The organism is Caballeronia telluris (genome assembly GCF_001544495.1).
GTDB classification, from domain to species: Bacteria; Pseudomonadota; Gammaproteobacteria; order Burkholderiales; family Burkholderiaceae; genus Caballeronia; species Caballeronia telluris.
The window spans coordinates 461,572-477,923 of sequence record NZ_FCNZ02000001.1 but is presented as its reverse complement, the minus strand read 5'-3'; the positions used below and the strand labels follow the sequence as shown (position 1 = coordinate 477,923).

Annotated in this window: 17 protein-coding genes; 14 read left to right on the top strand and 3 right to left on the bottom strand. The window is 63.2% G+C overall.

Features of this window, described 5'->3' with window-relative positions; all coding sequences use genetic code 11:
* Nucleotides 1–64: 64 nt before the first annotated feature.
* Nucleotides 65–646, top strand: coding sequence for a TetR/AcrR family transcriptional regulator (locus AWB66_RS02165; protein ID WP_087628600.1), 582 nt, complete (start codon nucleotides 65–67; stop codon nucleotides 644–646).
* Between the two features lie 153 nt (nucleotides 647–799).
* Here AWB66_RS02165 and AWB66_RS02160 read toward each other — a convergent pair whose 3' ends face one another.
* Nucleotides 800–1,237, bottom strand: coding sequence for an RcnB family protein (locus tag AWB66_RS02160; protein WP_087628599.1), 438 nt, complete (start codon nucleotides 1,235–1,237; stop codon nucleotides 800–802).
* Between the two features lie 404 nt (nucleotides 1,238–1,641).
* On the opposite strand from AWB66_RS02160, the gene AWB66_RS02150 reads away from it, so the two are divergent.
* The 3 genes from AWB66_RS02150 (at nucleotide 1,642) to AWB66_RS32765 (ending at nucleotide 3,224) form a co-directional block, all read left to right on the top strand.
* Complete coding sequence (locus AWB66_RS02150; RefSeq protein WP_235020948.1) at nucleotides 1,642–2,448, top strand: hypothetical protein; 807 nt, start codon at nucleotides 1,642–1,644, stop codon at nucleotides 2,446–2,448.
* A gap of 1 nt (nucleotide 2,449) precedes the next feature.
* Nucleotides 2,450–2,749 carry a hypothetical protein gene (locus AWB66_RS02145; protein WP_087628597.1) on the top strand — a complete coding sequence of 100 codons (300 nt, stop codon included), beginning with the start codon at nucleotides 2,450–2,452 and terminating at the stop codon, nucleotides 2,747–2,749.
* Nucleotides 2,750–2,918: 169 nt separating this feature from the next.
* Nucleotides 2,919–3,224, top strand: coding sequence for a hypothetical protein (locus AWB66_RS32765; protein ID WP_125469644.1), 306 nt, complete (start codon nucleotides 2,919–2,921; stop codon nucleotides 3,222–3,224).
* A 133-nt stretch (nucleotides 3,225–3,357) separates the two neighbouring features.
* Here the strand turns inward: AWB66_RS32765 and pdxR are convergent, their stop codons facing one another.
* Nucleotides 3,358–4,848 carry a MocR-like pyridoxine biosynthesis transcription factor PdxR gene (gene pdxR, locus AWB66_RS02140; protein WP_087628596.1) on the bottom strand — a complete coding sequence of 497 codons (1,491 nt, stop codon included), beginning with the start codon at nucleotides 4,846–4,848 and terminating at the stop codon, nucleotides 3,358–3,360.
* A 184-nt stretch (nucleotides 4,849–5,032) separates the two neighbouring features.
* Between pdxR and AWB66_RS02135 the strand changes: the two genes are divergently transcribed.
* The 5 genes from AWB66_RS02135 (at nucleotide 5,033) to AWB66_RS02115 (ending at nucleotide 10,154) form a co-directional block, all read left to right on the top strand.
* On the top strand, nucleotides 5,033–6,130 hold the full coding sequence (locus tag AWB66_RS02135; RefSeq protein WP_087628595.1) for an ABC transporter ATP-binding protein: 1,098 nt from the start codon (nucleotides 5,033–5,035) through the stop codon (nucleotides 6,128–6,130).
* 67 nt (nucleotides 6,131–6,197) lie between these two features.
* A complete protein-coding gene (locus AWB66_RS02130) occupies nucleotides 6,198–7,235 on the top strand; it encodes an ABC transporter substrate-binding protein (protein ID WP_087628594.1) in 1,038 nt (345 codons plus the stop codon).
* Between the two features lie 203 nt (nucleotides 7,236–7,438).
* The gene (locus AWB66_RS02125; RefSeq protein ID WP_087628593.1) at nucleotides 7,439–8,710 is read left to right on the top strand and encodes an ABC transporter permease; all 1,272 of its coding nucleotides are present in this window, start codon (nucleotides 7,439–7,441) and stop codon (nucleotides 8,708–8,710) included.
* Between the two features lie 5 nt (nucleotides 8,711–8,715).
* The gene (locus AWB66_RS02120) at nucleotides 8,716–9,555 is read left to right on the top strand and encodes an ABC transporter permease (protein ID WP_087628592.1); all 840 of its coding nucleotides are present in this window, start codon (nucleotides 8,716–8,718) and stop codon (nucleotides 9,553–9,555) included.
* Nucleotides 9,556–9,692: 137 nt separating this feature from the next.
* Complete coding sequence (locus AWB66_RS02115; protein WP_087628591.1) at nucleotides 9,693–10,154, top strand: DUF3331 domain-containing protein; 462 nt, start codon at nucleotides 9,693–9,695, stop codon at nucleotides 10,152–10,154.
* A gap of 70 nt (nucleotides 10,155–10,224) precedes the next feature.
* Here AWB66_RS02115 and AWB66_RS02110 read toward each other — a convergent pair whose 3' ends face one another.
* Complete coding sequence (locus AWB66_RS02110; RefSeq protein WP_087628590.1) at nucleotides 10,225–10,839, bottom strand: NAD(P)-dependent oxidoreductase; 615 nt, start codon at nucleotides 10,837–10,839, stop codon at nucleotides 10,225–10,227.
* Nucleotides 10,840–11,276: 437 nt separating this feature from the next.
* On the opposite strand from AWB66_RS02110, the gene AWB66_RS02105 reads away from it, so the two are divergent.
* The 5 genes from AWB66_RS02105 (at nucleotide 11,277) to bcsA (ending at nucleotide 16,351) form a co-directional block, all read left to right on the top strand.
* The gene (locus tag AWB66_RS02105) at nucleotides 11,277–11,471 is read left to right on the top strand and encodes a hypothetical protein (RefSeq protein ID WP_087628589.1); all 195 of its coding nucleotides are present in this window, start codon (nucleotides 11,277–11,279) and stop codon (nucleotides 11,469–11,471) included.
* Nucleotides 11,472–11,968: 497 nt separating this feature from the next.
* The gene (gene bcsD, locus AWB66_RS02100) at nucleotides 11,969–12,424 is read left to right on the top strand and encodes a cellulose biosynthesis protein BcsD (RefSeq protein ID WP_087628588.1); all 456 of its coding nucleotides are present in this window, start codon (nucleotides 11,969–11,971) and stop codon (nucleotides 12,422–12,424) included.
* A gap of 155 nt (nucleotides 12,425–12,579) precedes the next feature.
* Nucleotides 12,580–13,362: a cellulose biosynthesis protein BcsP gene (gene bcsP, locus AWB66_RS02095; protein WP_087628587.1), complete on the top strand. Its 783-nt coding sequence runs from the start codon at nucleotides 12,580–12,582 to the stop codon at nucleotides 13,360–13,362.
* The gene (gene bcsQ, locus AWB66_RS02090) at nucleotides 13,359–14,147 is read left to right on the top strand and encodes a cellulose biosynthesis protein BcsQ (protein ID WP_087628787.1); all 789 of its coding nucleotides are present in this window, start codon (nucleotides 13,359–13,361) and stop codon (nucleotides 14,145–14,147) included. The genes bcsP and bcsQ overlap by 4 nt, the downstream gene beginning before the upstream one ends.
* Nucleotides 14,144–16,351, top strand: a complete 2,208-nt coding sequence (gene bcsA, locus AWB66_RS02085) for a UDP-forming cellulose synthase catalytic subunit (RefSeq protein ID WP_087628586.1) — start codon at nucleotides 14,144–14,146, stop codon at nucleotides 16,349–16,351. The genes bcsQ and bcsA overlap by 4 nt, the downstream gene beginning before the upstream one ends.
* Nucleotide 16,352: the final 1 nt, after the last annotated feature.

Genomic DNA, 16,352 nt, shown 5'->3' with positions numbered 1-16,352 from the left:
GTAGACAGGTCTGTCTACTCGCAAACTCTAGCGCAGGGAGACAGACCTGTCTACAATCGTTTCCATGAACCGCACCGCTCAAGCCGAAGCCACCGAGGCCGCTGATCTCGACGATCTCTCGCCGTCCGAGCGCATCTTGCACACCGCGCACGATCTTTTTTATCGCGACGGCATCCGCGCGACCGGCATCGACCGGGTGATCGCGGAATCGGGCGTCGCCAAGAAGACGTTCTATCGATACTTTGCGAGCAAGGACCATCTGATCGTCGCGTTCCTGGAGTATCGGCACCGGAACTGGATGACGTGGTTCACCGACGCGCTCCAACGTCACGGCGGCGGCCCCGCCGCGCTCGTGCCGGCGCTCGCCGAATGGTTCGAAAGCGATGTTTATCGCGGCTGCGCGTTCATCAATTCCGTGGTGGAAGTGGGCGGCACGCACGCGCACGCCCTGGATATCGCGCGCCGCCACAAGCGCGATATGACCGACGCGATCAGGAAGCTACTGCCCGCTTCGCGGACCGCGAAGGCAGATGCGCAAGCGCTCGCGATGGCGGTCGACGGCGCGATCGTCGCCGCGCAGTTCGAGGACTCGCCGGCCGTGGCGTTGAAGTCGCTCGCGCGCATCGTCCGGGCGATGAGCGCGTGAGTCCCGCAGGCGAAAAAAGCACCGGCACGAAGCCGGTGCGAAGGGTTGGTCTACGGGGATGTGACGCAACCGAGAGAAAACCCAGCTTGACGCGCCATCACGCGACGGGAAAATCAAGCGTTCCAATCGTCGCGATAGAGCGCGCCGCAGCGCTTATCGTGCGAGCACAATCTGCGCGATGATTCCCGATGTCGCCGCGACGAGCAGATAGTCGCCGCCGACGCCGACCCAGTGATAACCGCGCGGCGGCTGACGCAGCCCGTAGCCGCGCCAGTCGTCGACGACATACTGGCGGTTGTGATAGTCGCTCGACAGGCGCTCGCCCTTGTGCCAGTCCCGATGATCCGGACCGTTGTCGGCATGCGCCGGCGGACGTCCCATGTCGTGACGGTCGTCATGGCGGTCGTCGTGACGCTGGTCGGGCGCTGCGCCCGGTTGGCCCTGTTGAGGCTGGTTGCTTGCATACGGCTGATGGCCCGGGCCGCCGTGTCCGTCTTCGGGGCCGCCGTGCATCTGCTGCGCGAAGGCCGCGCTGGTTGCAAGACCCACGCTTGCGCAAAGCAGCGCAGCAACGATTCGACTTTTCTTCATGAGCACCTCTTGTACGTTCCAGAAATCTGCCGATCAAAAAGGTCGTCCGGATCGGTCGATGCCGGACGAATCGGTAGTCGAAACTGTACGCGGCGGTGCGCGAAACCGGCGTGATAATGTGTAAGCAACGCTTACTGCAAATTACGGGACAAGCGCGGCGCGATACGTCAGCGGCTGGTCGATCGTCTGCGCGAGCGCCGCGAAGAAAGCCTGCTCACATCGAGCAGGCAAGCGTCCGAACCCAACGTTCAACTTACGCACCAAGGACAATACGGCGGCGTCGCGGTCCGCCCCGGACCGCTTCGGGCTACATGAAGTGTTTGAATCCATCGAATGGCATCCCAAAAACATAGGTGTCCTGCAATCTGCTAGCTTTACGCCGTCATAAGCCACGGGGGCTGGCGATGGGTGGAACTGAACTAAAGACCGATTCGTTTCAACGCTGGATGATGTACAGCAAGGACAACTACGGACGTGGGCGAATTTTTCTCACTGCCGAGCAGAAACAGGCGATTGAAGCAGGCAAGAAGTTCTCTCAACGCGCATACGCCGATGTATGGGCAAAGGATGCCGCGCTCGTTCAGCGGGTCCGCTCGTTTCTCGGGACGAATTTCCATTGGCATCAGCGGTTGGCAAAGAATGGCGCTGGCCTTGAAATCATAGAAACCTTGCAGTCCATGATTCGCGGCGAGAGTGTTGTACTCGTTGTCGAGCAAGCGCGAACAGGCGGCGCGGTGGGTAATCCGGCGCCTAAGTCCCAGGGGCTTCCTAGTTTTCGCGAATCGCTAATGACCAGCTTCGGGATGTCCGACGACGCGGCGACGGCCTACATTGAACGCTATAACGACATGGTGGACCAAGTGAATGCCGTTGCCGCCCGCCGTGCGAATGCGGCCGCTTCATCACTGGCCGACGCCGCGAGCGATCTGGCAGAAACCGATACGCCGTCCGGGAATGCCGACGACAGTGACGGCGGTAGCCTGCTCAGTGACGCGCAGCCGTTCGAATATCAGCCCGATTCATCGATCGATGATGTAACGGAACTGGCGGCGCGTGGTGTAAGTGAGGAAGATGAAGCGGAGTGCTTCGCGCAATATAACGTCGATATGGTGCTGTGCGCGGCAGGAAGCGGACTGTACAAAAGTCCGGCTTACTATCTGGCGTGCAAGGAGCGCGCTTTCGAAAGATACCAACAATGCAGAGGGTACTGAGATGACGAAACAACCGCTAGCGGCAATCTTTTTCTATGACGAAGATTCGGGGGAATTCAAACTTTGTAATATACAGCGCTCAAAAGTCCAGGCCCTGATTGAACGAGCTCTGGTCATGCCTGTACCGCTTGATGATCAGGACGCTCCGGACTCTGCAATCTCTGACGAGGATGTGCGTAGGCTGGGCGGCATGTTGATGCTGATGCAAGGGTATTCGAATCCGGAATTGCGCGAACGTTTCAAATTCGCGACAGAGCGGTCAATTAATTGGGACTCACCAACGCGACCCGAGCTGGATTAATTCACCGCCAGCAGAGACGAGAATTTGCTTTCAAGGCTGATGACCACTTCGCCCCCGATTCGGTGCGGCAGTACTCAATCTGCTCGCACTCTCACATCCCGATCTCAAGGCGAAAATTAGCCGCACCCCGATGCCCTGTAAAGCCCCCCTTCATACAAGGTGTTTTGCAATGGGCGGCGCGCATTCCAGAACTATCAACAATGCAGGGTGTATTGATGGCAGATCATCGGAAAAGCGATGCGTCGTAGTATTCTGGTCCGACGAAAAACAGGCGATCGTTTCTTATACGCTTGATTTTTCGAAAATCAAAGCAGTTACCTCACGGCTGTTTCCGTTGAAGCTACCAGCAGCCGAGTACAACAACGTTTTCGATGATGAGTTCGCCCGTAGATTTGGCGGCGCGACGCTGAAGTTGCTCGCGCTTTCCAAACCTGATTTGAAGCCTTTTATCAACGTGACAGACGCAACAGACTGAGGAGCGCGAGGCGCTAGACCGGCCCGGAAAAGAGAAAATGGCCCGCAAGCATGTGCGGGCCTTCACGAGCGGCACCACGGTCGCATGCTGCCTTATTCACTCCGGCACATTTGCAAGCAACGCCCACCGCAAACTACGGAACAAGCGCCGCGCGATGCGTCATCGCCTGTTCGATCGTCTGCGCGAGCGTCGCGAACGCGGGGCCGATCTGCTCGCTCGGCACGCACGCATAGCCGAGCATCAGCCCCGGCCGCGCCGAAGCCCGGTCCGCGTAGTAATTCACCAGCGGCCTCGTGACGACACCCGCTTCGAGCGCCGCGGCGGCGACCGTGCGGTCGTCGGTGCCGTCGGGCAGGCCGAGCACCAGATGCAATCCGGCTTCGTCGCCCATCACGTCGAGCGTGTCGCCGAAATGCGCGGTGATCGCGTCGATCAGCAATTGCCGCCGCTCTCCGTACAGGGTGCGCATGCGCCGCACGTGCGAGGTCAGATAGCCGTCCATGATGAATTCGGTCAGCACGGCCTGCTGCATCAGTTGCCCTTCGCGATAAAGCTCGGCGATGCCCGTGCGGAACGTGTCGACCAATTGTTCCGGCACCACCATATAGCCCATGCGCAAGCCCGGAAACAGCATCTTGCCGAGACTTCCGACATAGATCACCTGCCCCGCTTCGTCGAGACCCTGAAGCGACGCGAGCGGCCGGCTGCCGTAGCGGAACTCGCTGTCGTAGTCGTCCTCGATGATCCACACCTCGTGCTGGCGCGCGAATTCGAGAAGCGAGCGCCGCCGCGCGAGGCTCATCACCATGCCGAGCGGGTATTGGTGCGACGGCGTCACGAGCGCGAGGCGCGGCGGGTTCTGCATATCGCGTTCGAGCGGATTGAGCCCTTCGCCGTCGACGGGAATCGGCACGAGCGTCAGCCCCGCCGACTGCAGCACGCTTCTCACGCCCCAGTAACACGGCTCCTCGACCCACGCGCGGTCGCCGAAATCTGTGAGCAGGCGCACGGCGAGATCGATCGACTGATGGATGCCGGTCGTGATCACGATCTGGTCCGGCGAGCACTTCACCGAGCGCGCCACGCGCAGATAGTCCGACAGCGCGCGCCTGAGCGGCCGGTAGCCGCCGCCCGGCGCGTAGGTCAGCAGTTCGGGATTGGCGCGCTTCCAGAGCCGCGCCTGCAGGCGGCTCCAGGTGCGCGCGGGAAACTCGGCGACATCGGGCACGCCCGGCATGAACGCGCCCCACTGTTTCGGCGACACGCCCGCCTCCGCGATCAGCCGCGCGCCGCGTCTGGAGAGCGCGCAGGGCTTGCGCGGCCCGCAGTCGTCGACATGCGGCGCGGCTTCCTGCGGACGCGTGTCGGCAACATAGGTGCCGCTTCCCGTCGACGAGATCACGTAGCCCTCGGCCGTCAGCTGGTCGTAGACGTGCAGCACGGTATTGCGCGCGATTTCGAGGTCGGCGGCGAGCGTGCGCGAACTCGGCAGCTTGGTGCCCGGCGCGAGCTGGCCGGTCAGGATGGCCTGCTGCATCAGGTCGAGCACCTGACGATATATCGGCTCGGCATGCGCGCGGTCGAGCCGCGCGTGCAGCCAGTCGGAAAGGATGATCGTGTCCAAGGCGTTTCCTGCGCGCGATCGCGGCCGTCTAAGTGGTTCTACCGTGAATATTGAAATGGCTCCACATTGTAGAACCGTAGAAGGCTATAGTTATTGCGGGCAGTGGAAATAATTTCCGGTGCGGCGCCGCATGCGTTGCAACCGCGATGGTCAGCCATACAGAAATCGAAAGGAGACTCGGACGATGAAATCCGATCAGGTGATCGTCAGCTTTCGCGGCGTACGCAAGACCTATGACGGCGAGACGCTAGTCGTAAAAGGCCTCGACCTCGACATCTATCAGGGCGAATTCCTCACGCTGCTCGGGCCGTCCGGGTCCGGCAAGACGACCTGCCTCATGATGCTCGCGGGCTTCGAGTTTCCGACGGGCGGCGAGATCTGGCTCGACGGCAAGCTGCTCAACAAGGTGCCGCCGCACAAGCGCGACATCGGCATGGTGTTTCAGAACTACGCGCTCTTTCCGCATCTGTCGGTTCATCAGAACGTCGAATATCCGCTGACGGTGCGCAAGATGTCCGCCGCCGAGCGCGCCGAACGCGTCAACACGGCGCTCAAGATGGTGCGCATGGAAAGCTTTGCGAAGCGTTATCCCGCGCAGCTTTCCGGCGGCCAGCAGCAGCGCATCGCGCTCGCCCGAGCGCTCGTGTTCGAACCGAAGCTCGTCTTGATGGACGAGCCGCTCGGCGCGCTCGACAAGCAGTTACGCGAACACATGCAATACGAACTGAAATCGCTGCACGAGAAGCTCGGCGTGACCTTCGTCTACGTGACGCACGACCAGGGCGAAGCGCTCACGATGTCGGACCGCGTCGCGGTCTTCGACAAGGGCATCGTGCAACAGCTCGACACCGTCGATCACCTCTACGAAGCGCCCTGCAACGAATTCGTCGCGAACTTCATCGGCGACAGCAACCGCCTGCGCGGCACCATCGAACAGATACAAGGCGACTTCTGCGACATCCGTCTCGTCGACGGCACGCGCGTCTCGGGCCTGAACGTGGCGAAGGCCAAGCCGGGCTCGGAAGCCATCGCGTGCATCCGGCCAGAGCGCATGAAGCTCACGGCGATGGCGGGCAGCGGCCGCCCGGGCGCGAACGCGCTCGCGGGCGAAGCGAAGAGCCTGATCTATTTCGGCGATCACGTGCGCATGCGTTGCGGCGTGCGCGAGCAGGACGAGTGCTTCGTCAAGGTGCCGCTCGGCACCGACGCGCTCGCCGCCTTCACGCCCGGCGCGCCCATCGCGCTCGAATTCGCACCCGAGCATCTGCGCGTGTTCGCGTAAAAGTCGTGCGGCAACGGTTCCCAACAGCAGTCCACTCATAACAGCAAGCAGAAGAGGAAATCCGATCATGAAGAAGTTCGCAATGTGTTCCATCGCGGCTGCGGCTGCGCTCGTGTGTGCATCGGGGGCGATGGCCGCCGAACTGACCGTCGTGAACTTCGGCGGCGCAAACGGCAACGCGCAGAAAGTCGCGTTCAACCAGCCGTTCGAGAAGGAATCGGGCGCCAAGGTCACGGCCGTCGAGTACAACGGCGAGCAGGCCAAGGTCAAGGCGATGGTCGAAGCGAAGCACGTGAACTGGGACGTCGTCGAAGTCGAATCGGGCGATCTCGGACGCGGCTGCGACGAAGGTCTGTATGAAAAGCTCGACTGGTCGAAGATCGCGAAGAAGTCGGACCTCGTGCCGGAGTCGCCGGCGACATGCGGCGCCGGATTCTTCGTGTGGTCGACGGCGCTCGCCTACAACGCCGACAAGCTCAAGTCCGCGCCTGCCGGCTGGGCCGATTTCTGGGACGTGAAGAAATTCCCCGGCAAGCGCGGCATGAGAAAGGGCGCGCGCTACAACCTCGAATTCGCGCTGATGGCCGACGGCGTCGCGCCGAAAGATGTCTACAAGGTGCTCGGCACAAAGGCCGGCGCCGATCGCGCGTTCAAGAAGCTCGACGAGTTGAAGCCGAGCATCCAGTGGTGGGAAGCGGGCGCGCAGCCGCCGCAGTTTCTGGTTGCGGGCGACGTGGTGATGTCCACCGCTTACAACGGCCGCATCGACGCCGCGCAGAAGGAAGGTAAGAACCTGAAGGTTGTGTGGAACGGCAGCATCTACGACCTCGACTATTGGGCGATCCCGAAGGGCTCGCCGAACAAGGACCTGGCGACGAAGTTCATCGCGTATTCGGTGTCGGACAAGGCGCAGCAGGTTTATGCGAAGAACATCGCCTACGGTCCGGTGAACAAGGCCGCGATCAAGTCGCTCGACGCCAAGACGCAGGACAACATGCCGAACTCGCCGGCCAACGCGAAGAACGCGGTGCTGCAGGACATGGCGTTCTGGACCGATCACGGCGACGAGCTGGAACAGCGCTTCACGGCGTGGGCATCGAAGTAAGGGGGTGACGGCCGCCTTCGCCACGCGAAGGCGGCCGTGAGCAGACTGCGCATGGGACCCGAGTAAGCGCTGAAGCGCTAACTCGGGTCGACCGCGCTGCATGGGGCCCGAGTAAGCGCTGAAGCGCTAACTCGGGTCGACCGCGCTGCATGGGGCCCGAGTAAGCGCTGAAGCGCTAACTCGGGTCGACAGGAGACTTTTGCGTGAACACGATGACGATTGCCGCCGAACCGACGCTCGAATCCGCCGCCCGGCTCAAGCGCGAACTGAAGCTCGCGGAAGCAAAGAAGCGCGCGGTGGCGCTCCTCTTCATCGCGCCGCTCGCGATTTTCCTGTTCCTGATCTTCGTCGTGCCGATCGCCGCGCTGCTCACGCGCGCGGCCGAAAATCCCGAAGTCGCGACGGCGCTCCCGCACACGGGCGCGGCGTTGCGCGCGTGGGACCGCAAGACGCCGCCGCCCGATGCCGCCTATGCCGCGCTCGCCCAGGACCTGACCGCGATTCAGGACGGCGAGTCGATGGGCGCGCTCGCCCGGCGCCTGAACACCGAGATTCCGGGCTACCGCTCGCTCGTCGCGAAGACGGCGCGCGCGATGCCGCTCACCGGCGACGACGGCAAGCCGCTCGCCGCGCCGCAAATCCGCGCGAAGATCGTCGAACTCGACGAACGCTGGAACGACGTCAATTACTGGCAGGCGATCGCGAAGAACGCGGGCCGCTATTCGCCGTTCTATCTGCTGGCCGCGCTCGATCATCGCCAGGACGGCTTCGGCAACATCGAACATGCAGGTCCCGACCAGTCGATCTACCTCAACATCTTCGGGCGCACCTTCGTGATCGGCGTCGCGGTGACGTTCTTCGCGCTCGTGCTCGGCTACCCGCTCGCGTACTGGATCTCGACGCTGCCCTCGCGGAAAGCCAACCTCGTGATGGTGCTCGTGCTGATTCCGTTCTGGACGTCGGTGCTGGTGCGCGTCGCCGCGTGGATCGTGCTGCTGCAAAGCGAGGGTCTCGTGAACAAGGCGCTGATCGGCGCGGGCCTCATCGGAGAGCCGTTCGCGCTGCTGTTCAACCGCGTCGGCGTCTATATCTCGATGACGCATATCCTCCTGCCGTTCATGATCCTGCCGCTCTACAGCGTGATGAAGTCCGTGCCGCCGACCTACCAGCGCGCGGCGGTGTCGCTCGGCAGCCATCCGTTCGCCGCGTTCTGGCGCGTCTACGTGCCGCAGACGTATCCGGGCATCGGCGCGGGCGTGCTGCTCGTGTTCATTCTCGCGATCGGCTACTACATCACGCCGGCGCTGCTCGGCGGACCGAACGACCAGATGGTCAGCTACTACATCGCGTATTTCACGAACGTGACGATCAACTGGGGCATGGCCTGCGCGCTCGGCGCGCTGCTGCTCGCCGCGACGCTCGTGCTGTATGTGATCTACGGACGTTTCACGCGCTCGAACGTGAGCCTGGGGTAATCGAGATGAAACTTTCCAAGCCTTTGTTCGCCCCGCATACGTCGGCCGTCGAACGCATCTGGTTTTTCGCGCTGCGCATCATCTGCGTGCTGACGCTCCTGTACCTGATCCTGCCGGTGCTCGCGATCGTGCCGCTGTCGTTCTCGTCGAGCACGTTCCTCGTCTACCCGATTCCCGGCTTCTCGATGCGCTGGTACGAAAACCTCGTGATGTCCGACGAGTGGCGCATGGCCGCGAAGAACAGCTTCATCGTGGCGCCCTCGGCGACCATCGTCGCGACGATTCTCGGCACGCTGGCCGCCGTCGGCCTGACGAAAGCCAACTTTCTCGGCAAGAGCCTGCTGATGGCAATCCTGATTTCGCCGATGATCGTGCCGGTGATCGTCGTCGGCGTCGGGATGTATCTGTTCTTCGCGCCGCTCGGCATCGCCAACACGTATTTCGGGCTGATCCTGGCCCACGCGGCGCTCGGCGTGCCGTTCGTCGTGACGACCGTCGGCGCGACGTTGCAAAACTTCAACTACAACCTCGTGCGCGCGAGCCAGTCGCTCGGCGCGAGTCCGCTCGAAACTTTCTTTCGCATTACACTGCCGGTGATCGCACCGGGCGTGATCTCGGGCGCGCTGTTCGCGTTCGCGACCTCGTTCGACGAAGTCGTCGTGACGCTTTTCCTCGCCGGCGCCGATCAAACCACGCTCCCGCGCCAGATGTTTACCGGCATCCGCGAAAACATCAGCCCGACGATCGCCGCCCTCGCGACGATCCTGATCGTGTTCTCGACGAGCCTTCTGCTCGCGCTGGAATGGCTGCGCGGCCGTGCGGCGGCGCGGGCGGTCGCCGCCTGAGGGGGTTTTCGGCACAGTCCCGTTTTATTCCACGCGATTATTCGTCCCAACGGGACAGTGTTTTCACCGATGCAGTATTTATCGGAATGTGCCTGTTGACGTACGTTCTAGGGCAAGCAACGCCTGGAACAGATGCCATGACAGCATTATTGAAAAGAGCGGACCCGTGGATGCAGACGGTCCACCAGTTGAAGGCGCTCCCGAGTGAGAGCGTAGAGGGGAGCGTGCAGAGGGCGGCGCGCGCGGAAAGCGACTTCATCCTGCAACTGACGCGCGCGTGGGATCGGGATCATCCGCAGCCGTCGAACGACCGCCTGCCGTTCCCGGAGGCCGTCGTGCGCGTGATCGAGCGTCCGAGCAGCGCGACGGCGCTCGTCTACTGGTCGGACCCCGGAACGTGCCACTACGGGTACCAGGGCTGGCGCGCGACGACGGCGACGGGCGAAGGCGTCTGCTCGCTTTCCGGCACGCCGATCCACCGCGGCGACCCGATCTACCGCCCGTCGCAGCGCGATCCGAAGCCGCAGAACGCATCCGCGATGATTCTCGCCGCCGCCATGCCCGTCGACGAGGAAGTGGAAGCCGGCGTGCACGATTGACTCGCCCACACGGCTGAAAGCGGCGCTCGAATGAGCGCCGCTTGCGTTTTGCTTACGCCAGACGGATCGATCAGTATCCGACCGTGAAACGCTGGCGGATATGCGCGGGCTTTTCGAATTCGTCGAGGAAGGCGATCGCGAAGTCCTGGAACGTGATCCAGCTCCGGCCGCTACCATCCACGAGCAACTCGTCGCGGCCGAGGCGGAAATGCTGCGTGCGCTTGCCATCGACGAATTCCGCCGACGGCGAGACGAACGTCCAGTCCAGTTCCTTCTCCGCACGCAGGGCATCGAGGAATGCGGCGCCCGCGGCGGCCTCTTCCTTGTACTGCGGCGGGAATTCGGGCGTGTCGATCACGCGCACGCCGGGCGCGACGAAGAGACTGCCCGCACCGCCCACCACCATCAGCCGCGGGACGCCCGCCTCCCGCACCGGCCCGACAATCGCGCTCGCCGGAACGCCCGCGAAGCGCGCCGAACTGAACACGGCGTCGTGATCCTCCATTGCACCCGCCAGCGCGTTCGCGTCGAACAGATCGACGCTGCGCGCGCTCACGCCCTCTCTTCCTTCTAGCGGCGCCGCATTGCGCGCAATGCCGGTCACGGTGTGTCCGCGGCGCAACGCCTCCGCGAGCAATTGCGTTCCGACGTGCCCCGTCGCTCCGATGATTGCGATCCTGCTCATAACCTATTTCTCCTTACACGGCTCGCGGACAACGGCGCCCGCTCTGCGACACGATCATAGTGGCGAACAAAGCTGCATGACAGCCGCGAAATGGGCAGAAATAGTTTCCCCGGACGACGGAATCGCGCGGATTTCCCCTTTCGGTCTATGTTCGCTGACGCACCAAAGCGGCGCATTCCGGCAATATTCACGCCCGTTCGCGGTGCGCAATCGCTATACCCGAACGTGCGCACCATAACCTGCGCGAACATCCGCCTGGCACGGTCGCGATTAAACTGTAGAGCCGCGCACTTGTCGCAGACGCAGCCGGCGTCGGATTCCTTTGCTTCGCGCCGCCTCCAGTCTGCTGTCGGGTGAAATGAACGTCGTCAAATCGTCATCCCTTTTGGTCTATATTGCACTCTCTCGCCCGCTCCCACTACCGCAAGGAGTAAATCGTGAAGAATCCGCAAGTGCAGGGTGTTAACGAAGGAGGCGCGGTCCGTCCCGGCGAAGCGAACGTCGAGCCTCCGCTCCGCGCGATGCCCCAATCGTCTTCCGACGATTCCGGCTACTCCGATTCGCTAGACATCCCGCTCGACTACGGCATCGTGATGGATGCCGTCAGAGACGCCGTCAGGGCGAATCTGTGATCCAAGAGCTAGTCCCTCGAACAGCGCCCCGAACGGGGCGCTTTTTTTTGCCCCTCCGCTCACCGACTCCTGCCTTCGTCCGTGCTTCACGCTGAACCGCGGACCCTCCCGTCAGAAAATCGCGTATTTCCGCTCGACGCAGGTAAACTCAGCGGCCTCCGCGCCGTTAACGAGATAGTACAAACGTGAGTTTAGTCGGACGAAACAGTGTTATTTACATGCTGTCATGCCAACGCAGAGTTTTTGTCCATCCGCTAAATGCGCGAATCGGTAAATTGCGGGGCGATTGCGGGTGTCTTCATCAAATTCGATATAAATGGCACTGCTAGTCTTTCTACTGGCGAAAAAAAACCTGTTGAAGTACCTTCGGGCGTGCGAAATCACATAGATAAGCACGGCGGATTATGTTGCCCGCAAGCAGCGATTAAGCTTTCAAAGCTTTCCGAGTAAGAACGACCGAATATCGGTCGGAGTTCCCAGTCTCTTTCAGGGCCTACATGGTTGCCATTTTTGATTACCTGCTGGAACGCCAGATATCGACGCAATGGCGTGGCGTGCTCGCCGCGCTGGCCGAAGAATTCGAAGCGCAGATCGGGCGCAATGAACTGCGTCAACTGATGAACCGGATCGGCCAGCGCTTCGCGAACGCGCATCCGCTGCCCGCGTGCGACTCGCTCGCGGATCTCGTCGAATCGCTCAACGCCTTGTGGCGCGAGACCGAGTGGGGTTTCGTCGCGCTCGCGGAGGAGCCCGCGTTCCTGAGCATCACGCACTACTGCGCGCCGTTGCCGGCATTCGGCGAGCGCGCGCTCGCCTGGACGCCCGCGTTTCTCGAAGGCGCCTACCAGCACTGGCTGGGCGCGCTCGGCGCGGACGGTCTCGCGGTGAAGCAAGCGGGTGAATTCGACGAAAATGCCGCGGTCGAATTTCGATTGGCACGCGGCGCGGCATAAACAAAACATCGTCACTGACAGAAAAAGCGAAGCGTGGACACGGCATCGAAATTCGATGCCCTCGCTTTGAATCATTACCCGCAGCGGTTCTGCGAAATCCGCGCGGCATTACTAAATTGCAAAGCGAATCAGGGCATTCCGAGGACGGCGGCATCATGAACACTTCGCGGGACATCGAAAAGTTATTCGAGCACTTCGGCGGCAACGCCGGCGATTATCAGGAAATAGGCAAGGAGAACGAAGCGCGCTCGGCACGCACGCGCTGGCCGCTCCTTGCGACGCTCGATTTCGCGCAGCCGCCGATTCCCGAGGTCGCGCAGCGTCGCGACGTCCAGTTGCCGACGGCGCGCGGTGCGCGCGGCGATGCGGCGGCCGACGCTTCGCCCACGCCGATCAACCGCGGCAAGCCGCCGCTCTTCGCCCGAGCGCACCGGCGCACGATTCCGCCGATCGGCAATGTGACGCTGCCGGCTGTCGCGCCGGGCGCGTCGCGCTTCGCGGATGCGGTTGAAGCGGCGCCGTCGGCCGAAGCAGCCACGCTGGCGGCGACGTCGCCCGCTGCGGCTCCGGTCGCGCCGGCTGCGCCAGTTGCACCGTTCGCACCGGCTGGGCCCGCCGCGGCAAATCCGTTCGCATCGCGCCCGGCCCAGACGCCGTTGCGCGCCGCCCTCGCGACGCCGCCCGCAGCACCGCCCGCGCGCCCGGCGGTTCTGCAAGCGCAAGCGCCCGCCCCGGCGCCGCACTCGATCCTCGGCAAGCTTTTCGCCTCGCCCGCGCCGGATGCCGCGCCGCAGCCGCAAGTCCCGGCGGCGGCCGAGAAGTCGCTCGTCTCGGTCTTCGATCGCCTGCGCGGTTCGCTCGCCGACCCGGACGACGCCCGCCACGACAACCCCGCCGCGAGCCGCGCGTGGGCCACCAGCCGGACGCCGCGCTCATGAAAGTCATTACCGTGGTATCGGCCAAGGGCGGCGTCGGCAAGACGACACTCGCCGCGAATCTCGCGTCCGTGCTCGCCGCGCGCTCGCGCCGCGTGATCGTGCTCGACCTCGATCCGCAAAACGCGCTGCGCCTGCATTTCGGCATTCCGCTCGACAGCATCGACGGCATCTCGCGCGCGACGCTCGCTGGCGACGCCTGGCAAAGCGTGATGTTCGACGGCGTCGACGGCGTCACCGTCCTGCCCTACGGCGCGGTGCTCGAAAACGACCGCCGCCGCTTCGAGGCGCACGTCGACCGCGAGCCGGCGTGGCTCGCGCATTCGCTCGACACGCTCGCGCTCGATCCGTCGGACATCGTGATCGTCGATACGCCGCCGGGTTCGTCGGTCTACACGCGCACGGCGCTGACGGCGGCCAATTTCGCGCTGAACGTCGTGCTCGCGGACGCCGCGTCCTACGCCGCGATCCCGCAGATGGAACGCATGATCGAGAATTACGCGTCGCCGCGCAGCGATTTCGGCGGACAGGGCTACGTCGTCAATCAGGTCGACCAGTCGCGCCAGTTGAGCAAGGACGTGCTGAAGGTGCTGCGCAACATGCTCGGCGCGAAGCTTTTTCCGGGCGTGATCCATCAGGACGAAGGCGTGAGCGAATCGCTCGCATGCGACACCACGCTCATCCATTACGACCCGCTCTCGCAGGCCGCCGCCGATCTGCGCGCGTGCGGCGACTGGCTGCTGTCGGCGATCGACACGATGCAGGTCTCGCCGAGGAACGTCGCATGAGCACGCCCAATGCCACGCCCGAGGCGGCCGAGAAGGCTTCGCGCCTCGAACGTTTCGTCGATGCGCGCATCTGGGCGAGCCGCCCGGTGACGATTCTCGTGACGCTGTTCGCGGTCGTCGCGCTGTACTTCGTGATGACGGTGCCGCTCGCGTTCGGCGAGCAACTCGCGTTCGCCACGCTTTGTTTCCTCTTCGCGCTCGGTTTTCGCCGTCTGCAGGGCCAGTACGCGACGCTCGTGATGATCATGCTGTCGGTGGTCGCCTCGGGCCGCTACATGTTCTGGCGACTGACGGAAACCACGTACTGGGAGCGTCCGCTCGACGCCGCGTGGGGACTCTTGCTCGTCTCGGCCGAAGTCTATTCGACGATCGTGCTGCTGCTCGGCTATTTCCAGACCGCGTGGCCGCTCAAGCGCAAGCCGATGCCGCTGCCCGCGTCGCGCGCCGAGTGGCCGACCGTCGACATCTTCATTCCGACCTACAACGAACCGCTCTCGGTCGTGAAGCCGACGATCTACGCCGCGCTCGCGCTCGACTATCCGACCGACAAGATCGCGATCCACGTACTCGACGACGGCCGTCGCCCGGAGTTCAAGGCGTTTTGCGAGGAAATCGGCGTCCACTGGACGATCCGCACGCACAACCGCCACGCGAAGGCCGGCAACATCAACGAGGCGCTGAAGATCACGAAGGGCGAATATCTCGCGATCTTCGACTGCGATCACATCCCGACGCGCTCGTTCCTGCAAATCGGCCTCGGCTGGTTCCTGCGCGACAAGCTGCTCGCGATGCTCCAGACGCCGCACCATTTCTTCTCGCCGGACCCGTTCGAACGCAATCTCGGCACGTTCCGCAAGGTGCCGAACGAAGGCGAACTGTTCTACGGGCTCGTGCAGGACGGCAACGACCTCTGGAACGCGACCTTCTTCTGCGGCTCGTGCGCGATCCTGCGCCGCACGATGGTGGAAGAAATCGGCGGCATCGCGGTGGAAACCGTGACCGAAGACGCGCATACAGCGCTCAAGCTGCACCGCCTCGGCTACACGACCGCGTATCTCGCGATTCCGCAGGCGGCCGGCCTCGCGACGGAAAGTCTCTCGGGCCACATCGGCCAGCGCATCCGCTGGGCGCGCGGCATGACGCAGATTTTCCGCATCGACAATCCGCTGACGGGCCGCGGCCTGAAGATCGGCCAGCGCCTGTGTTATCTCAACGCGATGATGCACTTCTTCTACGGCATCCCGCGACTCGTCTTCCTGACCGCGCCGCTGTCGTTCCTGTTCTTCGGCGCGCATGTGATCGAGGCGGCGGCGAGCACCATCGCGATCTTCGCGCTGCCGCACATGATGCACGCGAGCATCACGAATTCGCGGATGCAGCGCTCCTTCCGCCATTCGTTCTGGGCCGAAGTGTATGAATCGGTGCTGGCGTCGTACATCACGGCGCCGACGCTGCTCGCCGTCATCAACCCGAAGCTTGGCAAATTCAACGTGACGGCGAAAGGCGGCCAGATCGCGAAGGATTATTTCGACTGGTCGATCTCGCGTCCCTATCTCTTTTTGCTGCTGCTGAACCTGATCGGCTTCGTCGCGGGCGTCGCGCATATCTGGCTGTACTGGGACGTGCGAAGCGAAGTGCAGACGACCATCCTGAACCTGTGCTGGACCGTCTACAACATGCTGATTCTCGGCGCGAGCGTCGCGGCGGCGAGCGAGCGCAAGCAGGTCCGCACGACGCATCGCGTGCACATGCAGATGCCCGTGATGCTCAAGTTTTCGACGGGCCGCACGCTCGCGTGCGAAACGATCGACTACTCGGAAGGCGGCGTCGGCGTGAAGTTGCCGAGCGAGATCGAGGTGCCGATGCACGAGCGCGTGACCGTCTCGCTCTTTCGCGGCGACGAGGAATACGCGTTTCCCGCGACGGTCGGCTTCACGGCGCCGGGGCGCGTCGGCCTGCGCTTTTCCACGCTCACGCGCGAACAGGAGTTCGAGTTCGTCAAGACGACCTTCGCGCGCGCGGATGCCTGGACCCAATGGGGCGAGGGACGTCTCGCCGACACGCCCCTGCGCGGGTTGTCGCATGTGCTGCTGGTCGGCACGCGCGGCATCGCAGGATTGTTCGAACATCTTCACAGTGACCTTCGGACGTGGCTCGGCGCCAAGCGCCCCATCGATACCAAGAAGCTGAAAACGAAAGACTGAA

Bases quoted from the DNA above. Each gene is read 5' to 3' on its own strand.
- AWB66_RS02165 (WP_087628600.1), top strand. From the start codon at position 65: ATGAACCGCACCGCTCAAGCCGAAGCCACCGAGGCCGCTGATCTCGAC.
- AWB66_RS02160 (WP_087628599.1), bottom strand. From the start codon at position 1,237: ATGAAGAAAAGTCGAATCGTTGCTGCGCTGCTTTGCGCAAGCGTGGGT.
- AWB66_RS02150 (WP_235020948.1), top strand. From the start codon at position 1,642: ATGGGTGGAACTGAACTAAAGACCGATTCGTTTCAACGCTGGATGATG.
- AWB66_RS02145 (WP_087628597.1), top strand. From the start codon at position 2,450: ATGACGAAACAACCGCTAGCGGCAATCTTTTTCTATGACGAAGATTCG.
- AWB66_RS32765 (WP_125469644.1), top strand. From the start codon at position 2,919: ATGGGCGGCGCGCATTCCAGAACTATCAACAATGCAGGGTGTATTGAT.
- AWB66_RS02135 (WP_087628595.1), top strand. From the start codon at position 5,033: ATGAAATCCGATCAGGTGATCGTCAGCTTTCGCGGCGTACGCAAGACC.
- AWB66_RS02130 (WP_087628594.1), top strand. From the start codon at position 6,198: ATGAAGAAGTTCGCAATGTGTTCCATCGCGGCTGCGGCTGCGCTCGTG.
- AWB66_RS02120 (WP_087628592.1), top strand. From the start codon at position 8,716: ATGAAACTTTCCAAGCCTTTGTTCGCCCCGCATACGTCGGCCGTCGAA.
- AWB66_RS02115 (WP_087628591.1), top strand. From the start codon at position 9,693: ATGACAGCATTATTGAAAAGAGCGGACCCGTGGATGCAGACGGTCCAC.
- AWB66_RS02110 (WP_087628590.1), bottom strand. From the start codon at position 10,839: ATGAGCAGGATCGCAATCATCGGAGCGACGGGGCACGTCGGAACGCAA.
- bcsD (WP_087628588.1), top strand. From the start codon at position 11,969: ATGGTTGCCATTTTTGATTACCTGCTGGAACGCCAGATATCGACGCAA.
- bcsP (WP_087628587.1), top strand. From the start codon at position 12,580: ATGAACACTTCGCGGGACATCGAAAAGTTATTCGAGCACTTCGGCGGC.
- bcsQ (WP_087628787.1), top strand. From the start codon at position 13,359: ATGAAAGTCATTACCGTGGTATCGGCCAAGGGCGGCGTCGGCAAGACG.
- bcsA (WP_087628586.1), top strand. From the start codon at position 14,144: ATGAGCACGCCCAATGCCACGCCCGAGGCGGCCGAGAAGGCTTCGCGC.